25 protein-coding genes are annotated in these 15,615 nt (G+C 43.8%); 3 read left to right on the top strand and 22 right to left on the bottom strand.

Annotated features, from left to right (window positions below):
• The first annotated feature begins 38 nt into the window (after positions 1-38).
• The 3 genes from ABXS78_RS00450 (at position 39) to ABXS78_RS00440 (ending at position 1,346) form a co-directional block, all read left to right on the top strand.
• On the top strand, positions 39-335 hold the full coding sequence (locus tag ABXS78_RS00450; protein ID WP_366248454.1) for a hypothetical protein: 297 nt from the start codon (positions 39-41) through the stop codon (positions 333-335).
• A gap of 3 nt (positions 336-338) precedes the next feature.
• Complete coding sequence (locus ABXS78_RS00445; RefSeq protein WP_366248453.1) at positions 339-731, top strand: hypothetical protein; 393 nt, start codon at positions 339-341, stop codon at positions 729-731.
• A 114-nt stretch (positions 732-845) separates the two neighbouring features.
• Positions 846-1,346 carry an HAD family hydrolase gene (locus ABXS78_RS00440; RefSeq protein WP_366248452.1) on the top strand — a complete coding sequence of 167 codons (501 nt, stop codon included), beginning with the start codon at positions 846-848 and terminating at the stop codon, positions 1,344-1,346.
• A 41-nt stretch (positions 1,347-1,387) separates the two neighbouring features.
• Here ABXS78_RS00440 and ABXS78_RS00435 read toward each other — a convergent pair whose 3' ends face one another.
• The 22 genes from ABXS78_RS00435 to rpsE all read right to left on the bottom strand — a co-directional run bounded on the left by ABXS78_RS00435 (position 1,388) and on the right by rpsE (position 15,605).
• A complete protein-coding gene (locus tag ABXS78_RS00435; protein WP_366248451.1) occupies positions 1,388-1,690 on the bottom strand; it encodes a hypothetical protein in 303 nt (100 codons plus the stop codon).
• Between the two features lie 106 nt (positions 1,691-1,796).
• Complete coding sequence (locus tag ABXS78_RS00430; protein WP_366248450.1) at positions 1,797-2,555, bottom strand: glycerophosphodiester phosphodiesterase family protein; 759 nt, start codon at positions 2,553-2,555, stop codon at positions 1,797-1,799.
• A gap of 223 nt (positions 2,556-2,778) precedes the next feature.
• On the bottom strand, positions 2,779-3,306 hold the full coding sequence (locus tag ABXS78_RS00425) for a dihydrofolate reductase family protein (protein ID WP_366248449.1): 528 nt from the start codon (positions 3,304-3,306) through the stop codon (positions 2,779-2,781).
• A gap of 160 nt (positions 3,307-3,466) precedes the next feature.
• Positions 3,467-4,438 carry an NAD(P)-dependent alcohol dehydrogenase gene (locus ABXS78_RS00420; RefSeq protein WP_366248448.1) on the bottom strand — a complete coding sequence of 324 codons (972 nt, stop codon included), beginning with the start codon at positions 4,436-4,438 and terminating at the stop codon, positions 3,467-3,469.
• Between the two features lie 172 nt (positions 4,439-4,610).
• Entirely contained in the window at positions 4,611-5,003 is a 393-nt protein-coding gene (gene rpsI, locus ABXS78_RS00415) for a 30S ribosomal protein S9 (RefSeq protein ID WP_038565267.1), read from the bottom strand.
• 21 nt (positions 5,004-5,024) lie between these two features.
• Entirely contained in the window at positions 5,025-5,462 is a 438-nt protein-coding gene (rplM, locus tag ABXS78_RS00410) for a 50S ribosomal protein L13 (protein WP_095220661.1), read from the bottom strand.
• 170 nt (positions 5,463-5,632) lie between these two features.
• Complete coding sequence (gene truA / locus ABXS78_RS00405) at positions 5,633-6,376, bottom strand: tRNA pseudouridine(38-40) synthase TruA (RefSeq protein ID WP_366248447.1); 744 nt, start codon at positions 6,374-6,376, stop codon at positions 5,633-5,635.
• Positions 6,377-6,387: 11 nt separating this feature from the next.
• The gene (locus ABXS78_RS00400) at positions 6,388-7,191 is read right to left on the bottom strand and encodes an energy-coupling factor transporter transmembrane protein EcfT (RefSeq protein ID WP_095224655.1); all 804 of its coding nucleotides are present in this window, start codon (positions 7,189-7,191) and stop codon (positions 6,388-6,390) included.
• Positions 7,188-8,051, bottom strand: coding sequence for an energy-coupling factor ABC transporter ATP-binding protein (locus ABXS78_RS00395; RefSeq protein ID WP_366248446.1), 864 nt, complete (start codon positions 8,049-8,051; stop codon positions 7,188-7,190). Before ABXS78_RS00395 ends, ABXS78_RS00400 begins: the two co-directional genes overlap by 4 nt.
• Positions 8,027-8,860 (bottom strand): energy-coupling factor ABC transporter ATP-binding protein, encoded by an 834-nt coding sequence (locus tag ABXS78_RS00390; RefSeq protein WP_366248445.1) that lies wholly within the window; start codon positions 8,858-8,860, stop codon positions 8,027-8,029. The genes ABXS78_RS00395 and ABXS78_RS00390 overlap by 25 nt, the downstream gene beginning before the upstream one ends.
• A gap of 204 nt (positions 8,861-9,064) precedes the next feature.
• Positions 9,065-9,418 (bottom strand): 50S ribosomal protein L17, encoded by a 354-nt coding sequence (gene rplQ, locus ABXS78_RS00385; RefSeq protein WP_077304172.1) that lies wholly within the window; start codon positions 9,416-9,418, stop codon positions 9,065-9,067.
• 46 nt (positions 9,419-9,464) lie between these two features.
• Complete coding sequence (locus ABXS78_RS00380) at positions 9,465-10,409, bottom strand: DNA-directed RNA polymerase subunit alpha (protein ID WP_038565251.1); 945 nt, start codon at positions 10,407-10,409, stop codon at positions 9,465-9,467.
• Positions 10,410-10,594: 185 nt separating this feature from the next.
• A complete protein-coding gene (rpsK, locus tag ABXS78_RS00375) occupies positions 10,595-10,984 on the bottom strand; it encodes a 30S ribosomal protein S11 (RefSeq protein WP_095224652.1) in 390 nt (129 codons plus the stop codon).
• A gap of 18 nt (positions 10,985-11,002) precedes the next feature.
• Positions 11,003-11,368 (bottom strand): 30S ribosomal protein S13, encoded by a 366-nt coding sequence (gene rpsM, locus ABXS78_RS00370; RefSeq protein WP_095224651.1) that lies wholly within the window; start codon positions 11,366-11,368, stop codon positions 11,003-11,005.
• A gap of 22 nt (positions 11,369-11,390) precedes the next feature.
• On the bottom strand, positions 11,391-11,504 hold the full coding sequence (gene rpmJ / locus ABXS78_RS00365) for a 50S ribosomal protein L36 (protein ID WP_003156543.1): 114 nt from the start codon (positions 11,502-11,504) through the stop codon (positions 11,391-11,393).
• Between the two features lie 35 nt (positions 11,505-11,539).
• Complete coding sequence (infA, locus tag ABXS78_RS00360; protein WP_038565240.1) at positions 11,540-11,758, bottom strand: translation initiation factor IF-1; 219 nt, start codon at positions 11,756-11,758, stop codon at positions 11,540-11,542.
• 4 nt (positions 11,759-11,762) lie between these two features.
• Positions 11,763-12,071, bottom strand: a complete 309-nt coding sequence (locus ABXS78_RS00355; RefSeq protein WP_095224650.1) for a KOW domain-containing RNA-binding protein — start codon at positions 12,069-12,071, stop codon at positions 11,763-11,765.
• A gap of 384 nt (positions 12,072-12,455) precedes the next feature.
• On the bottom strand, positions 12,456-13,106 hold the full coding sequence (locus tag ABXS78_RS00350) for an adenylate kinase (RefSeq protein ID WP_095224649.1): 651 nt from the start codon (positions 13,104-13,106) through the stop codon (positions 12,456-12,458).
• 39 nt (positions 13,107-13,145) lie between these two features.
• On the bottom strand, positions 13,146-14,435 hold the full coding sequence (secY, locus tag ABXS78_RS00345; protein WP_095224648.1) for a preprotein translocase subunit SecY: 1,290 nt from the start codon (positions 14,433-14,435) through the stop codon (positions 13,146-13,148).
• A complete protein-coding gene (rplO, locus tag ABXS78_RS00340; protein ID WP_038565232.1) occupies positions 14,435-14,875 on the bottom strand; it encodes a 50S ribosomal protein L15 in 441 nt (146 codons plus the stop codon). The genes secY and rplO overlap by 1 nt, the downstream gene beginning before the upstream one ends.
• Positions 14,876-14,905: 30 nt before the next feature.
• Positions 14,906-15,088 carry a 50S ribosomal protein L30 gene (rpmD, locus tag ABXS78_RS00335; RefSeq protein WP_095220654.1) on the bottom strand — a complete coding sequence of 61 codons (183 nt, stop codon included), beginning with the start codon at positions 15,086-15,088 and terminating at the stop codon, positions 14,906-14,908.
• Between the two features lie 13 nt (positions 15,089-15,101).
• On the bottom strand, positions 15,102-15,605 hold the full coding sequence (gene rpsE, locus ABXS78_RS00330) for a 30S ribosomal protein S5 (protein ID WP_095224647.1): 504 nt from the start codon (positions 15,603-15,605) through the stop codon (positions 15,102-15,104).
• Between the last annotated feature and the right edge of the window lie 10 nt (positions 15,606-15,615).

Here is a 15,615-nt window from a genome sequence, read left to right as displayed (position 1 = left end):
TACATGATATATTTAGTGTATCAGAGAGGAGAACACCTATGAAACGATTTTTAATATACTTTATTCCGTTATTCCTGCTCGCCACATACCTGGGTATTGGCAGTCAAGACCTTGCATACTGGATGCAGGACCACGTTTATGATACGTGGCCAATTTATTATGTGACGGCTTTCTGTGTAATAAGTATCGTCTTGTATCTACTAGCAATGCTTATAGTAATTTTATTCTCGCGTAAACGAAAAGGCGATACACCTGCTTACATAGTTTTAATGTTATTCGTAGCTGGAACAGTCTCTTTGTGGTCTGTCTTTGTTACTCTCATGTGGTGGGGGTAACACATGCAACAGCTACTAATAAACTTTGATTTCAGATCTGATTTTGAGCACCTTTCCAACCGAGAGAGGAGACAATTTGGTAATTTTCTTTATGTAGAAGGTTTATTGGAAATTAAGATAAATGATAGAACTTACTTTTATGAAGAAGCTTGTCCTTTATTGGAATTCTATCTTCAATTGGAGAAGTGGCTTAAGAAACCTTTTGCAAAGCGCGGGGATTTTCTTTATAACACGTTAGAACTTGATGAGGAGGAACCTTTTTTAGCTGTACTTCACTTTCAAGATTTTGCTCGTTTGAATGTTATCTGGCCAGAAGCTGACGTATACAACGTATTTCCTGCTGATTACGTACATGAGAAATTGCAAGAGCTTCGGGACTGCCTTGACTGGCGATAGAACAGCATTATCAACTTAAATTAAAACATTACCGCTGAAGAAGGCATATAGAGTATTAGACGTCTCTCGATTGATATAATGAAATTAAGCAAAAACCCAAAGGGAGATAACGAGATGACGAAACAATACAACCAAGTTAGAGAATTCCATAAGGCATTCGATCATTTACAAAATGACAAACCAACTCCTATGAGTAAAGAGATCGCATTACATCGTGCAGTATGGTCAGGTGAGGAATTAATGGAATTTCTATATGCCACTGTGGGTGGAGATCTCACTGAGTTTGAAAAGCTTTATGAACAATTCCTAGCAGGATTAGAGAAAGCCAAAACCAAGATGCGTGAAGAGCAAAAGCCAGTAGATGACGTTCTTGTTGCTCAAGCAGATGCACTAATTGATGAGGCCTATTTTAACAATGGTTCGTTTGCTATTCTAGGCGTTGAGCCTGAACCACTGTTTGATATAGTACATCAAGCAAATATGGGCAAGCTGCATAATGGTGTTGCTAAGTATCGTGAAAGTGATGGAAAAATACTCAAACCGGAAAACTGGGAAAGAGATTATGCTCCCGAAAAAAGATTGAAAGTTGAAATCGAGCGTCAAGCGACTACATAACAAAATGCAAAGAAGGCATACCTCAATTGGTATGCCTTCTTTCAGTAACTTTCTTTTTTACGGCTCATTTTCACAAATGCCGCAATCAGCATCAATGCAGCTGGAACGAAGAAGTATAATAACACGCCGTAGATACCGACTGCAGCTGCCACAATAAGGAGAACTCCAGCAAGTACTGGTTTTTTATTGAGCAAGACTGCGGCAATAATTCCGAGGATACCCGCGGCAATTCCAAGCAAACCAAAATTGCCGACTGTGTACGTATTTTCAATTAAGGTAAAGAACATAGCTAGAAGTGAGGCAACGATACCGAATATGCCTCCTACTGTCGCAACTGTTTTCATAGAACAAAACTCCCTTCATTGCTACAATAATTCTTTTACCTCTATATCACCCCAGCGGGAAGCTAAACATTTGGACACAAAAAAAGGAATATATCACTAGTTGTGATTACTCCTTCTTCTCCATCATATTCGCCAAAAAGGCCGGATCATCCGAAAAAATGCCATCCACTTCGTAATGAAGCATCTCCTCTGTCCACTCTCTTTCGTCTCCTCGGTAATAAGCATGGATTTCGAGATCATGATGCTGAATCAGATCTACTACTGATTCTTCTAATATGCCGGCATAGATACCCACGCCAATTGCTATGTCTCTAATCTCCTGAAGATCTTTCCCATTTAGCTGCTCCACGTCTTTCTTCTTCAACAGCTGTACAAGCGTAAGCTCCGGATCGAGTTCATGTAATATACGAATGCTGTCTTTGCTGAACGACTGCAGGATGACTTGACCCTTCGGGATAGCATACTGCTTTAGCAATTGCAGGACTTGCCTCTCCATGACGAGCTTTCCCTTATCATTTTCGCGTGTTTCAATATAATATTGCACCTCACTGCCATACCGTATAAAAATGTCTTCTAGTGTCGGTACCGTCTGCCCTTCTCCGGTATCAAGTGCTTTTATCTCTTTTAAAGTTAGCTCCTCGACCAATCCCTTTCCGTTTGTTGTTCGATCAACCGTGTCATCATGCATCGCAACCAATTCGCCATCCGCCGTTCTGCGCAAATCAATTTCGATATAATCTGCTCCATCCTCCATTGCCTGATCATATGAAGAGAACGTATGCTCAGGTTCAACAGCAGACGCTCCGCGATGGGCAATAACCAATGGGCTATATTCGGAATCATAGGCAGCTTCTGTGTGGGCCAATGAACAGCCTGATAGCAACAGCACACATATCAATAAAAATAAAATAGATTGTCTCATACTGTTAATCTAAAAGAGCATGGTATAGAATACCATGCAGCTAGTGTTAAGAATGAAAGCAAACGCAGATTGCACTTTACAGTGTCTTTATATTTGGATAATATCGCACTATGCCATCAGACATTAAGGAGTAATCATTACCTATCTTCATAACAGAATAGATTACTCAAGCCTTTACTTCATAATGCAGCTCCACAAACTGATTGAATGTTCTTGTTCTTTTTAAAGTAAATTCGATTTGATTATGACCCTCCTTGAATAAAGGTATACCATTGCCAATAACCACAGGTGCAATAGTAAGTATCATTTCATCTATCAGTTGCTCTTCAATGAACGAAGACAACAGCTCTCCGCCGCCGACTATCCAGATATTCCTGCCATCTTGTTGTTTTAACTGATTCGTGAAACGCGCAATATCGCCCTGGACAAATTGTACGTGCTCAGTATCTTTGATATCTGAACGCGTAAAGACATAACACGCTTTATTTTGGTAGGGAAATTCTTCTATATTATCTATCACCCAATCATACGTCTTCTTGCCCATAATAACCGTATCAACTGTCTCGTAGAATTCCGAATAACCATTATCCCCCTCACCTTCTACAGCAAAGAGCCAATCCAATGAATCTTCCTTGGTTGCGATATACCCATCCAGACTTGCAGCAATAAATAGTATGAGATTACGTTTTTGCATTTGAATTTCTCCTTTCAGATAATATATCTTCCTGTAAGAGAGGAGCTTTTATATGTGCACCATACACTAATAGCACAAATAAAAAGACTCCAATCAAGTGAGAGTCTCTTAAAGATTATTTAGTGCCCTATCCAATTCATAGTTACAAAGCTTTATTAAGTTATTCTACATTAATAATGACATTCCCTTTTTTATGTCCCTTCTCGACATAACGATGTGCTTCCACTATTTCTTCAAATTCATAAGACCTATCAATTACCACTTTCAATTTCCCTATCTGTATGAGTTCGCCGAGAAAATTTAGCGCTTCCGGTGTTTCAGGTGCGTTTCGACTTAGTATTAATTTTTTACCTGTTGTTAATATAGTCCATAACATCCGAACACTCGGCAGCGGCTCTGTGATATTTATATAAGTACCATCCTTCTTTAACACTTTCATGCAATCTGGAAATGAGCTTTTGTTAACTGCTTCAAAGATAACATCATACAACTCATCTTTCTTAGAAAAGTCTTCGCTGGTATAATCTATTACCTTGTCAGCTCCTAATGATTTTACCCCTTCCACATTTGACGTGCTGCAAACTCCTGTTACGTTTGCTCCGAAATACTTGGCAATCTGGACTGCATAACTCCCCACACTCCCTGAAGCTCCATACACCAGTATTTTTTGGCCGCTCTGAATAGCTGCTTTTCTTAAAAAGTACAATGCTGTTCGTGCTCCTATTGGAATGGCAGCCGCTTCTTCATAAGAGATATTCGAAGGTTTGATAGATACAGGACCAGTTTCTGATAAACACTTATACTCGGCATAGGCACCGAAATCTTCCAGAGATGCCGCAAATACTTGGTCACCTTTCTTAAACCTTTTAACATCTTTCCCTACTGAAACAATCTCACCAGCTAACTCAGCTCCCAGCACCTCTTTTTTGGGTTGTCTAAGACCAAGCGTTATACGGGCAGGCAGCCAAAAGACCGGTGGAACAGTAAAACTTCGTGCCCGAATATCTGCTGCTGTTACAGTTGTCGCTTTTACCCTTACTAATATTTCATGATCTTTTGGAACTGGCTTTGCTGTTTCTTTTAATTGAAGAACGTCTGCAGATCCGTACCTTGTGTAAACAATCGCTTTCATTTCCCACCTCTGATTCGTGATATCCGTACTATGATACGAATACTACGGACAAATAGAACAGCAGGTTCAGTAATTCAGTACTTTTCTTACATTTCCGTCAGGCAGAAGATTTATGAACACAAAAAAAGACTCCCAACCAATAGGTTGGGAGTCTTTCGTGAGTGCCCAAAAATTAACGTTTTGAGAACTGTGGAGCGCGACGTGCACCTTTAAGACCGTATTTTTTACGTTCTTTCATACGTGCGTCACGAGTTAGGAAGCCAGCTTTTTTAAGTGTACCGCGGTATTCTGGATCTGCTTCAAGAAGCGCACGAGAGATACCGTGACGGATAGCACCTGCTTGTCCTGTGAATCCACCACCCTGTACAGTTACAAGAACGTCGTAGTTGCCAGCAGTTTCTGTTGCAACTAGAGGTTGGTTGATGATTGTACGAAGTGTTTCGTATGGGAAGTAATCTTCCGCACTACGGTTGTTTACTGTTACTTGACCTGTGCCTGGTACTAGACGTACGCGGGCAGTAGAGCTTTTACGGCGACCGGTGCCGTAGTATTGTACTTGTGCCACTATCGTTTACCTCCTTTTTAATTAACCGCGAAGTGTATAAGCTTCTGGTTGTTGTGCTTGGTGTTTGTGCTCTGCGCCACGGTATACGTGAAGCTTTTTGATCATTTTACGTGCAAGTGGTCCCTTAGGAAGCATGCCTTTGATAGCAAGCTCAAGCATTTGCTCAGGGTATTTTGTACGCATTTCGTCAGCTGTACGCTGTTTCAAACCACCTGGGTGGTTAGAGTGACGGTAGTAGATCTTGTCAGCAAGTTTGTTACCAGTAAGTTCGATTTTCTCAGCGTTGATGATGATTACGTTATCACCAGTGTCGGCATGTGGAGTGTAAGTTGGTTTGTGCTTACCGCGTAGGATAGCAGCAACTTCACTTGCAAGACGACCAAGAGTTTGGCCTTCTGCATCCACAACAAGCCATTTGCGTTCGATATTGCTTTCGTTCGCCATGAATGTTGTACGCATGTCATTTCCTCCATTTTTTCGATTGAATCGTTCATTTATTATTCTACACAATTAGTCTTCCGGGGCTAATCGTGGTATAGAAATAAAATGCCATAAACCATAGTATATCATCATAGACCCTCATGTCAAGAGCATGTAACACCCGAATGCGTTGTTTTGCAAAAAAGTTTTCAGTAGTCCACTTTCCAGAGGCAAAGTCCGCTCGCAGCAGCGGTTTTACTCGCCAGCTGCCGGTCCTTCGACTCTAGTATTCTAGCCATGTCCTCCGGCTCTTTGCGGCCATTCCCGATGTCAATAAGTGTGCCTGCAAGTATACGCACCATATTATACAGAAAGCCGCTTCCCGTGAAGGTGAACACAAGCATATCGTCCTGCTTTTCACATACAGCTTCATAGACGGTACGGATCTTGTCTCCTTTGACTCCTGTCCTCGCAGAACAAAAAGCGCTGAAGTCATGGGTTCCCTCGATTGCTGTGATAGCTTGCTGAATTCTATCCAGCTCTAGCTGATAAGGAACATGATGCACGTAATGACGCTTGAACACGTCCTGTTCCGGCGCATTATGGACAAAATACTTATACTGCTTCCGTTTCACACTGTAGCGTGCATGGAAATCTTCTTCTGCTTGTGTTATATCTGTTATCCGTACATCATCCGGCAGCAAGGTATTGAGCGCCTTGCGCCAATTGTAATCTCCCATGCGAAGCTCGGTATCGAAATGGATCACCTGCCCTCTGGCGTGCACACCTGCGTCTGTACGGCCAGATGCTTGGATCCTGATTTGCTTTCCCTTATGAATCTTCGTAAGTGCCTTCTCCAGCTCACCTTGGACCGTGCGGTTTTTCTCCTGCACCTGGAAGCCGGAAAAATGCGTGCCGTCATAGCTGACAGTCGCCTTCATACGTTGCGTCATCTTTGTAACTCCTAACTATAGTCTCTCGTTATCAAGGCAGCAGCCACCACTACAATGAAGATGACGAGTGCTGCAACATCCCGCTTCATCACGCGCAGCTCCCGAAGCTTCGTACGTCCTTCTCCGCCGCGATAGCCTCTTGCTTCCATTGCCATAGCAAGCTCCTCTGCCCGTTTAAAGGCACTGACAAACAAAGGCACCAGCAAGGGAATTACAGCCCGTACGCGCTCCCTGAATGGCCCTGTACGGAAATCCACGCCCCTGGAAGCTTGAGCGTTGGAAATCTTCTCGGTCTCCTGAAGCAAAGTAGGGATAAAACGTAAGGAGATGGACATCATCAGCGCTAGTTCATGAACTGGGAACTTGAATCGGCGCAGAGGACCAAGCAAGGACTCGACTCCGTCAGTAATCTCGATCGGCGTTGTCGTCAACGTCAGCAGAGATGTCAAAAGGATTAGCAAAAAGAAACGCAGTGAGATAACGGCTCCTTGTTCCAGTGCTCCGCTATAAATCGGCAATCCGAATACGTTCACCAATACTGTGCCTTCCTTTGTAACGAATAAGTGCAGGATAAACGTAAAGATAATTAAAAACCATACCGGTGTCAGCCCTTTGGCGATAAAACGCCATGGAACCTTCGTCAGAAGTGTACCTCCGACTGCAAATACTGTGAACAGCGCATAACTGACGACGTTATTGGCAAAGAAAATGAAAATCACATAAAAGAAGATGATCAGCATCTTTATCCTCGGATCCATCCGGTGGACAATACTATTGGTCGGAACATACTGACCGACAATCAGCAGATTGTTCATTTCTTATCACCTGCCAAATCCGCCAGCCGCTCAGCGAGCCTGTCCATATTCTCTCCCTCAAAGGCGACCGGTTTGCCGAAACGTTCGGATGCCTTCTGAAGAAACTGGAATATCTCCGGTACATCAAGCTGCACCTGCTGGAGAGCTTGCCGATTTTGAAATACTTCTACAGGAGACCCTTCCATATACTTTTCCCCTTTATCGAGTACAAGCATATGATCAGCATACGTCAGCGCATCCTCCATACTGTGTGTTACCAATATCGTTGTAAGCTGCTGTTCTTTATGAAGCCGGTAAAACATATCCATGATCTCCCGCTGCCCGCGTGGATCCAATCCTGCTGTAGGCTCATCCAGAACGAGCACACTAGGCCGCACAGCAAGCACACCTGCAATCGCAACACGACGCATTTGCCCGCCGCTTAGCTCAAATGGAGATCGGCTCAGTAAGGATAAATCCAACCCTACAGCTGCTGCACTTTCCTTTACACGCTTTGAGATCTCATTCTCAGCTACTCCGAAGTTCCGCGGGCCGAAGGCGATATCCTTCTCTACTGTTTCTTCAAATAGCTGATGTTCTGGGTATTGGAACACAATGCCTACTTGTTTACGAAGTTCTTTTGCTTGCTTAGGCTTTTTCTTTGGCTCCAGTGTATGTTCACCAATCTGTACGCTTCCGTTGGTAGGTCTCACTAGTCCGTTCAAATGCTGTAACAGAGTGGATTTACCGCTGCCGGTATGTCCGACAATAGCTGTGAAGCTCCCTCCTGGCAAATGAAAAGACAAATCCTTTAGCGCTTTATGCTCAAACGGGGAGTTTGCCTGATACGTGTAGTCTACTTGTCTGAATGTAATGTCCATAATGCATCTAACAACTCCTCGTGATCAATCGGCTGCTCGCTTAGGATAATACCTTGTCTTTCCAAAGCATGAGCAAGCTGCGTAACAAACGGCACGTCCAAACCGATTTGCTGCAGTTCCGTCTCTCTTTTCACTAATTCCCTTGGGACAGTAGTCGTCCATATTTCTCCGTCATTCATGACCAATACCCGATGCGCCTGCATCACTTCATTCAAATCATGGGTGATAGTAATCAGACCAAGCTGCTGTTCTGCTTGAACACGATGGACAGTATCAAGGATTTCCTTCCTGCCGAGTGGGTCCAGCATCGCTGTTGCCTCATCCAGGATAATGACGCTTGGAGAGATAGCCAGGACACCTGCTATAGCCACCCGCTGCTTCTGTCCGCCTGACAGACGGTATGGTTCATGCAGCAGGTAATCCTGCATACGCACTTGTTCCAAAGAAGAAGTGATCCGATTCATCATTTCAGAACGGGGCACCCCGCGGTTCTCCAAACCGAATGCTACATCATCACGAACAGTCGTACCGACGAATTGATTATCTGGGTTTTGGAAAACCATACCTACCTGGCGTCGTATCTCCCATATATTCTCCTCATTAAGCGGTATACCGTTGATAATGATCTCCCCCTCCGTCGGAAACAGCAGCCCGTTCATCAGCTTGGCAATCGTTGACTTGCCTGAACCATTATGACCGATGATCGCCAGCCATTCCCCAGCCTCCACTTGAAAACTGACATTGCGAAGTACATAGGGCTGCTCTTCCTCGTAGCGGAAAGAAACATTCTTGAATTCAATCGCGTGCATGTTTTCGTGCTCCTTCGTCATTACCCGACTATTTCCGGGGAAATACTAAACGTGTTTGTCCGTTCCTGTCATTTCTATAGCTAGTATAAAGAATCCCGACAAAAAAGAAAAGCAAGCGCTAATGTCGGCGCTTGCTTTATCTGCTAAAGAAAAAAGGGCCGGAATACACCTCGTGGTAGAGATTTTCCTGCCCTTGTTATTACCTTATACTAGTTCAATGATTGCCATAGCGGCACCGTCACCACGACGCTGTCCAAGTTTCAACACGCGTGTGTAACCTCCTTGACGTTCTTCGTAACGTCCGGCGATATCGCTGAATAGTTTTTGTACTGCATCTTGGTTCTCGTCCGCTTTAGTTCCGTACAAGAAAGAAGCAGCTTGACGACGAGCGTGAAGATCTCCACGTTTGCCAAGAGTGATCATTTTTTCTACTACAGAACGAAGCTCCTTAGCTTTCGCCTCCGTTGTTTCCAATCTTTCGTGAACGATAAGATCAGTTGCAAGGTTACGCAAAAGCGCCATACGAGCATCCGTAGTACGTCCTAACTTTCTAGCCATAGGTTATCCCTCCCTTTCCTGGTGTCAAATGCTCCGCTAAGCGGGATCAGTCTTCTTTACGAAGACCAAGTCCTAAATCGATTAGTTTCTTTTTAACTTCTTCTAATGATTTACGTCCTAGGTTACGCACTTTCATCATGTCTTCTTCAGATTTATTAGCAAGTTCTTGTACTGTGTTGATTCCAGCACGTTTCAGACAGTTGTAAGAACGAACAGACAAGTCCAATTCTTCGATAGTCATCTCAAGAACTTTCTCTTTTTGGTCTTCTTCTTTTTCAACCATGATTTCGGCATTTTGTGCTTCATCAGTAAGACCTACGAAGATATTCAAATGCTCCGTATAGATCTTTGCACCAAGAGAAACTGCCTCTTCAGGTCGGATACTGCCGTCAGTGAATACATCCAACGTCAGTTTGTCGAAGTTAGCCAACTGGCCAACACGCGTGTTTTCCACTTGATACGTCACTTTTGAAACTGGCGTAAAGATGGAGTCAATTGGAATGACACCAATCGGCTGATCTTCATGGTTATTCTGATCAGCTGGACGGTAGCCGCGGCCGCGTTCTGCCGTAAGCTTCATATGCAAGTGAGCATTCTTGCCCAGTGTTGCGATATGAAGGTCCGGATTCAGTACTTCTACATCGCTATCGAAAGTGATGTCAGCAGCAGTTACTTTCCCTTCACCTTGTACATCGATCTCTAATGTTTTTTCTTCATCAGAGTAGATTTTGAGAGCCAGTTTCTTCAAGTTCAAAATGATGGTTGTCACGTCTTCTACTACGCCTTCAATCGTAGAGAATTCATGGAGCACTCCATCAATTTGAATGGAAGTTACAGCAGCGCCAGGAAGTGAGGATAATAGGATACGACGCAAGGAGTTTCCTAGTGTAGTACCATATCCACGCTCAAGCGGTTCTACAACGAACTTTCCAAATGTAGCATCATCGCTGATCTCAACCGTTTCAATCTTTGGTTTTTCAATTTCGATCATTATAAAGCCCTCCTTTAAAACGTCGAAACCCCGGTTAGAATTACTCCTAACCGAAATTCCCCATATTGCGGTTCCCGTTTCTGCATCTTGACGATACGTTTCTTACTGTATGACCTGATCGCTTTTAAGCTATCATAACCCATTATAGACAGGGATACAAATTCTATACAGCAAGCAGGAAAAACTTATACGCGACGACGTTTTGGCGGACGGCAGCCGTTATGTGGAACTGGAGTGACGTCACGGATCGCAGTTACTTCAAGACCAGCAGTCTGAAGGGAACGGATCGCAGCTTCACGGCCAGCACCAGGGCCTTTAACAGTTACTTCCAAAGTCTTCATGCCGTTTTCGACAGCACCTTTAGCAGCAGCTTCTGCAGCCATTTGAGAAGCGAATGGAGTAGATTTACGGGAACCTTTGAAACCAAGGGAACCTGAGCTGCTCCAGCTGATTACGTTACCTTGAACATCAGTAATCGTAACGATTGTGTTGTTGAAAGTAGAACGGATGTGAGCAATACCAGTTTCGATATTCTTTTTCACACGACGTTTACGAGTTTGTTGTTTACGAGCCATGTTTGTTTACCTCCTTACTTATTTTTTCTTGTTAGCGATTGTACGGCGTGGGCCTTTACGAGTACGAGAGTTGTTCTTCGTTTTCTGACCACGAACCGGCAATCCACGACGGTGGCGAAGACCACGATAAGAACCGATCTCAATCAGACGCTTAATGTTAAGAGATACTTCACGACGAAGATCCCCTTCAGTAGTGTAGCTGTCAATTGCCTGACGGATTCTGGATAGTTCGTCTTCTGTAAGATCACGAACACGTGTATCTTCAGAAACACCAGCTTCTTTTAGTACCTTTTGCGCTGTAGTTTTTCCAATTCCATAGATGTATGTTAGGGAAATAACAACGCGTTTGTCACGCGGAATATCAATACCTGCTATACGTGCCATTAGCTACGTGCACCTCCTTGTATTATCCTTGTTTTTGCTTATGCTTAGGATTTTCACAGATTACCATTACTTTGCCTTTACGACGAATGACTTTACATTTTTCGCAAATAGGCTTTACAGATGGTCTTACCTTCATCATCTATTCCTCCTTTAGTATCGGAGCTAGTCAAATTATTTATAACGGTACGTAATACGTCCTTTAGTTAAGTCATAAGGGGAAAGCTCTACCGTTACTTTATCTCCAGGAAGAATTCGAATGAAGTGCATACGAATTTTACCGGAAACATGTGCTAAAACGGTGTGGCCATTCTCTAACTCTACCTTAAATTGCGCATTAGGCAATGTATCGGTGACAGTTCCTTCTACTTCAATTGCATCATCTTTCGCCATCGGTCTATCTCCCTTCTTCAAATCTCTTCACGGTATGATTGACATAAGTAGATATCGCAAATCGCAGTTTACCATTGGTTACGCGACCAGCTTCTAGAAGGCTACGTCGGACTTCCGGTGATACATACGGCAGTGGATCCACATGACGCAAAGCTTTGCGCTTCGGTGAATCGAACTTTCGTTTGTCTCCGTCGGCAAGCAACACAAAACGACTGTCAATTTTTCGAATGACAATCGCAAGCTGGCCTGCTTCTCGCCCATATACGATACGAACAACCTGACCGATTAGTGGACTTGCATCCGTTTCGCTCAAACATGATCACCTTCATCATAGCTTATATCGAAGCTGTGCGTAAGTTAGCATTATATGCTGCAAACAAGGAGCATATTCTACCACTTTTCTGCCTGAATGTCCAGGTTAGAAAAGCTGCATGTTAGGGAATCTATATTAAGTCCACAAATTGAGTCACAATTTGTTTCATGATTGTTCATATTCAGCCTTGTCAATTAGCGTCAGGATATCAGTAAGGCACGGTTCCGATGATGGAAGCTTGAACGAATTGCAAAGCCGCAAATCGTTTCAACTCTACCACGAGGTCTATTATACTCTATCAAGGGATAGAATGCATCCTTACGCTATTAGGAGCCCAAAGTGCAATTCCACCCGTACTAAGAGAGTATAGTTTGCACACCTGTATCAGCGAAGATTTTTCAAGCGCTGATCGATGTCGTGGAAGACCTGATCGATTGCTTGGTCACCGTTCACTGTTACAAGATAGCCCTTATCGTTGTAGAAGTCCAATATCGGTTTTTGCTGCTCGATATTGACTTCCAAACGTTTTTTCACCGTTTCCGGCTTATCGTCGTCTCGCTGGATCAGCCCAGTGCCATCCTTGTCACATACCCCTTCTTCTTTCGGAGGGTTATAGACTGTATGATACGTAGTGCCGCATGTCGGACAAACCCATCTGCCAGATAAACGCTCCACCAAATTCTCCTGCGGAACCTCTACATGTAAGACGTAATCTACATTAGCATTCAAATCGTCCAGCAATGCGTCAAGCGCTTCTGCCTGAGCAAGCGTACGAGGAAAACCGTCAAGTAAAAATCCGTTGTTGGTGTCATCCTTGCCTAAACGGTCACGGACTATACCAATTGTTACTTCATCCGGAACTAGTTTCCCCTGGTCCATGAAAGCTTTCGCTTCACGGCCAAGCTCCGTTCCTTCTTTTATTGCAGCTCGGAACATATCTCCTGTTGAGATATGAGGGATGCTATATTTATCTACAATCTTCTCTGCCTGTGTACCTTTACCGGCACCCGGCAGACCCATAAGAATTAAATTCAACGAAATTCCCCTCGCTCTCGTCTGTTTGTAGACTGTTCTCTATTTCATGAAGCCTCGGTAATGACGCTTCACTAACTGGCTTTCTAGCTGTTTCATCGTCTGCAACGCTACCCCTACCACGATCAGCAGGCTCGTTCCTCCGATTTGGACAGAAGTCGGCAAGTTGGCAATAGAGCCTAGGATTATAGGCAATACAGCTACAGCAGCCAAGAAGAGAGACCCAACGAAGGTTAAACGATACATCACACTGGTGAGGTACGTTTCCGTGCTTTTCCCTGGGCGAATACCCGGGATGTAGCCACCTTGCTTGTTTAAGTTCTCTGCCATTTGTTCCGGGTTAACCTGAACGAATGTATAGAAATAACTAAATGCAAGAATCAGGACTACATAGATTACCATCCCAATTGGTTGCGTATAATCGAATACGTTCTCGATCGTAGTTGCTACATTTCCTTCAAAGAAACTCGCGATTGTACGCGGAGCATAGATAAAGGAAACTGCGAAAATAACAGGGATTACTCCAGCAGCGTTTACTTTAATCGGTAAGTGGGTGGACTGGCCGCCTACTTGGGAACGACTTGTAGTACGCTTCGAATACTGGATTGGAATTTTACGAAGTGCCTGCGTGATATAAATCACACCAACAATTACGGCAATGATCACGATAGCGATAATTGCAACGATCACGACATTAAGGAATAGATCATCACCAGGATTGCTGAAGTACTGTTCCCAAAGCTGGTTTAAACCATTCGGAATTGCAGCAGCGATACCGGCGAAGATAATAATGGAAATACCATTACCTACACCATGAGCTGTGATCTGTTCTCCTAACCACATCAAGAATGCTGTTCCTGCAGTCAATACGATTGTAATGACAGCGAACTTATAAAAACTTGGATCGGAAATGAGCATACCGCCGGATAACTGGTTGAATCCGATGGACATACCTACCGCCTGTATTAACGCTAGCACGATAGTGGCGTAACGCGTCACTTGTGCCAACTTACGACGTCCCATCTCTCCTTGCTTTTTCCACTCACTGAATGTCGGTACGACATCCATTTGCAGAAGCTGCATGATGATCGAGGCAGTGATGTACGGCATGATACCCATCGCAAGGATGGAGAAGTTCTGCAATGCACCGCCGCCAAATGTATTCAAGAATCCGAATACGTTCTGCTGGTTCATAAAATCGATCGCGGAACGATCGGTAAATGGAACAGGAATGAACGTACCGATTCTGAAGATGATCAACATAAGCAATGTAAAGATGATTTTATTTCGTATATCTTTTACACGCATAAAATTGGAGATTGTACGAAACATTAGATCACCTCTGTTTGACCGCCCGCTGCCTCAATAGCTTCTTTAGCAGAAGCAGAGAACTTGTGAGCTTTAACAGTAAGTTTCTTTTCGATGTTCCCGTTTCCTAGAACTTTAATACCGGCTCTCAATTTGCTGACAACTCCGCTTTCAAGTAGAAGCTCTGGAGTTACCTCTGTGCCCTCTTCAAAACGGTTAAGGGTTTCAAGGTTTACAATTGAGTACTCAGTACGGTGGATGTTTGTGAATCCACGTTTAGGAAGACGTTGGAATAGTGGCATTTGGCCACCTTCGAAACCTAGACGTACACCGCCGCCAGAACGTGCGTTTTGTCCTTTATGCCCACGGCCGGATGTTTTACCGTTACCTGAAGACATACCACGACCTACACGATTGCGAGTTTTACGTGTTCCTTCTGCTGACTTCAATTCATGAAGTTTCATAATGGCACCTCCTCTTTAACATTTAAATCATTATACTTCTTTAACTGATACTAGATGAGAAACTCTGTTGATCATACCGCGAACAGTTGGATTGTCTTCCAAAACAACTGACTGACGAATCTTTCTAAGACCTAGAGCAGCAACAGTTTTGCGCTGTTTTTCCAGTCTTCCGATCGTACTGCGCGTGAGGGTGATTTCTAATTTGTTAGCCATGTGCTTTCCCTCCTTATCCTAACAGTTCTTCTACAGACTTTCCACGAAGTTTCGCAACTTCTTCTGCACGTTTCAATCTGCCAAGTCCGTTAAGTGTAGCACGAACCATGTTGATTGGAGTGTTAGAACCAAGTGATTTAGAAAGGATGTCTCCGATACCACCAAGCTCAAGTACCGCACGTACAGGTCCACCGGCGATAACTCCAGTACCTTCTGCAGCTGGCTTCATCAAGATGTTGCCGGCGCCGAATTCACCGATGATTTCATGTGGAATAGTTGTACCAACGATAGGTATAGTAATTAGATTTTTCTTCGCGTCTTCGATAGCTTTACGGATCGCTTCTGGTACTTCTTGTGCTTTACCAGTACCGAAACCTACATGGCCGTTTTTGTCGCCTACTACTACAAGAGCAGCGAAACGGAAACGACGACCACCTTTTACTACTTTAGCAACACGGTTAACCGTTACTACGCGTTCTTCAAGATCAAGTTTGTTCGGGTCAATTGTTGTACGCAAGTTGTGTCCC

The sequence above is a fragment of the Terribacillus aidingensis genome (genome assembly GCF_040703035.1).
Taxonomy (GTDB): Bacteria; Bacillota; Bacilli; order Bacillales; family Amphibacillaceae; genus Terribacillus.
Note: the sequence above shows the minus strand (reverse complement) of the source record. Positions and strands in the feature narration are given on the sequence as shown.

Excerpts from the sequence above, each read along its gene's own strand:
- ABXS78_RS00450 (WP_366248454.1), top strand. The coding sequence starts at position 39 with ATGAAACGATTTTTAATATACTTTATTCCGTTATTCCTGCTCGCCACA.
- ABXS78_RS00445 (WP_366248453.1), top strand. The coding sequence starts at position 339 with ATGCAACAGCTACTAATAAACTTTGATTTCAGATCTGATTTTGAGCAC.
- ABXS78_RS00440 (WP_366248452.1), top strand. The coding sequence starts at position 846 with ATGACGAAACAATACAACCAAGTTAGAGAATTCCATAAGGCATTCGAT.
- ABXS78_RS00435 (WP_366248451.1), bottom strand. The coding sequence starts at position 1,690 with ATGAAAACAGTTGCGACAGTAGGAGGCATATTCGGTATCGTTGCCTCA.
- ABXS78_RS00425 (WP_366248449.1), bottom strand. The coding sequence starts at position 3,306 with ATGCAAAAACGTAATCTCATACTATTTATTGCTGCAAGTCTGGATGGG.
- ABXS78_RS00420 (WP_366248448.1), bottom strand. The coding sequence starts at position 4,438 with ATGAAAGCGATTGTTTACACAAGGTACGGATCTGCAGACGTTCTTCAA.
- rplM (WP_095220661.1), bottom strand. The coding sequence starts at position 5,462 with ATGCGTACAACATTCATGGCGAACGAAAGCAATATCGAACGCAAATGG.
- truA (WP_366248447.1), bottom strand. The coding sequence starts at position 6,376 with ATGACGCAACGTATGAAGGCGACTGTCAGCTATGACGGCACGCATTTT.
- ABXS78_RS00400 (WP_095224655.1), bottom strand. The coding sequence starts at position 7,191 with ATGAACAATCTGCTGATTGTCGGTCAGTATGTTCCGACCAATAGTATT.
- ABXS78_RS00395 (WP_366248446.1), bottom strand. The coding sequence starts at position 8,051 with ATGGACATTACATTCAGACAAGTAGACTACACGTATCAGGCAAACTCC.
- ABXS78_RS00390 (WP_366248445.1), bottom strand. The coding sequence starts at position 8,860 with ATGCACGCGATTGAATTCAAGAATGTTTCTTTCCGCTACGAGGAAGAG.
- rplQ (WP_077304172.1), bottom strand. The coding sequence starts at position 9,418 with ATGGCTAGAAAGTTAGGACGTACTACGGATGCTCGTATGGCGCTTTTG.
- ABXS78_RS00380 (WP_038565251.1), bottom strand. The coding sequence starts at position 10,409 with ATGATCGAAATTGAAAAACCAAAGATTGAAACGGTTGAGATCAGCGAT.
- rpsK (WP_095224652.1), bottom strand. The coding sequence starts at position 10,984 with ATGGCTCGTAAACAACAAACTCGTAAACGTCGTGTGAAAAAGAATATC.
- rpsM (WP_095224651.1), bottom strand. The coding sequence starts at position 11,368 with ATGGCACGTATAGCAGGTATTGATATTCCGCGTGACAAACGCGTTGTT.
- rpmJ (WP_003156543.1), bottom strand. The coding sequence starts at position 11,504 with ATGAAGGTAAGACCATCTGTAAAGCCTATTTGCGAAAAATGTAAAGTC.
- infA (WP_038565240.1), bottom strand. The coding sequence starts at position 11,758 with ATGGCGAAAGATGATGCAATTGAAGTAGAAGGAACTGTCACCGATACA.
- secY (WP_095224648.1), bottom strand. The coding sequence starts at position 14,435 with ATGTTTCGTACAATCTCCAATTTTATGCGTGTAAAAGATATACGAAAT.
- rplO (WP_038565232.1), bottom strand. The coding sequence starts at position 14,875 with ATGAAACTTCATGAATTGAAGTCAGCAGAAGGAACACGTAAAACTCGC.
- rpmD (WP_095220654.1), bottom strand. The coding sequence starts at position 15,088 with ATGGCTAACAAATTAGAAATCACCCTCACGCGCAGTACGATCGGAAGA.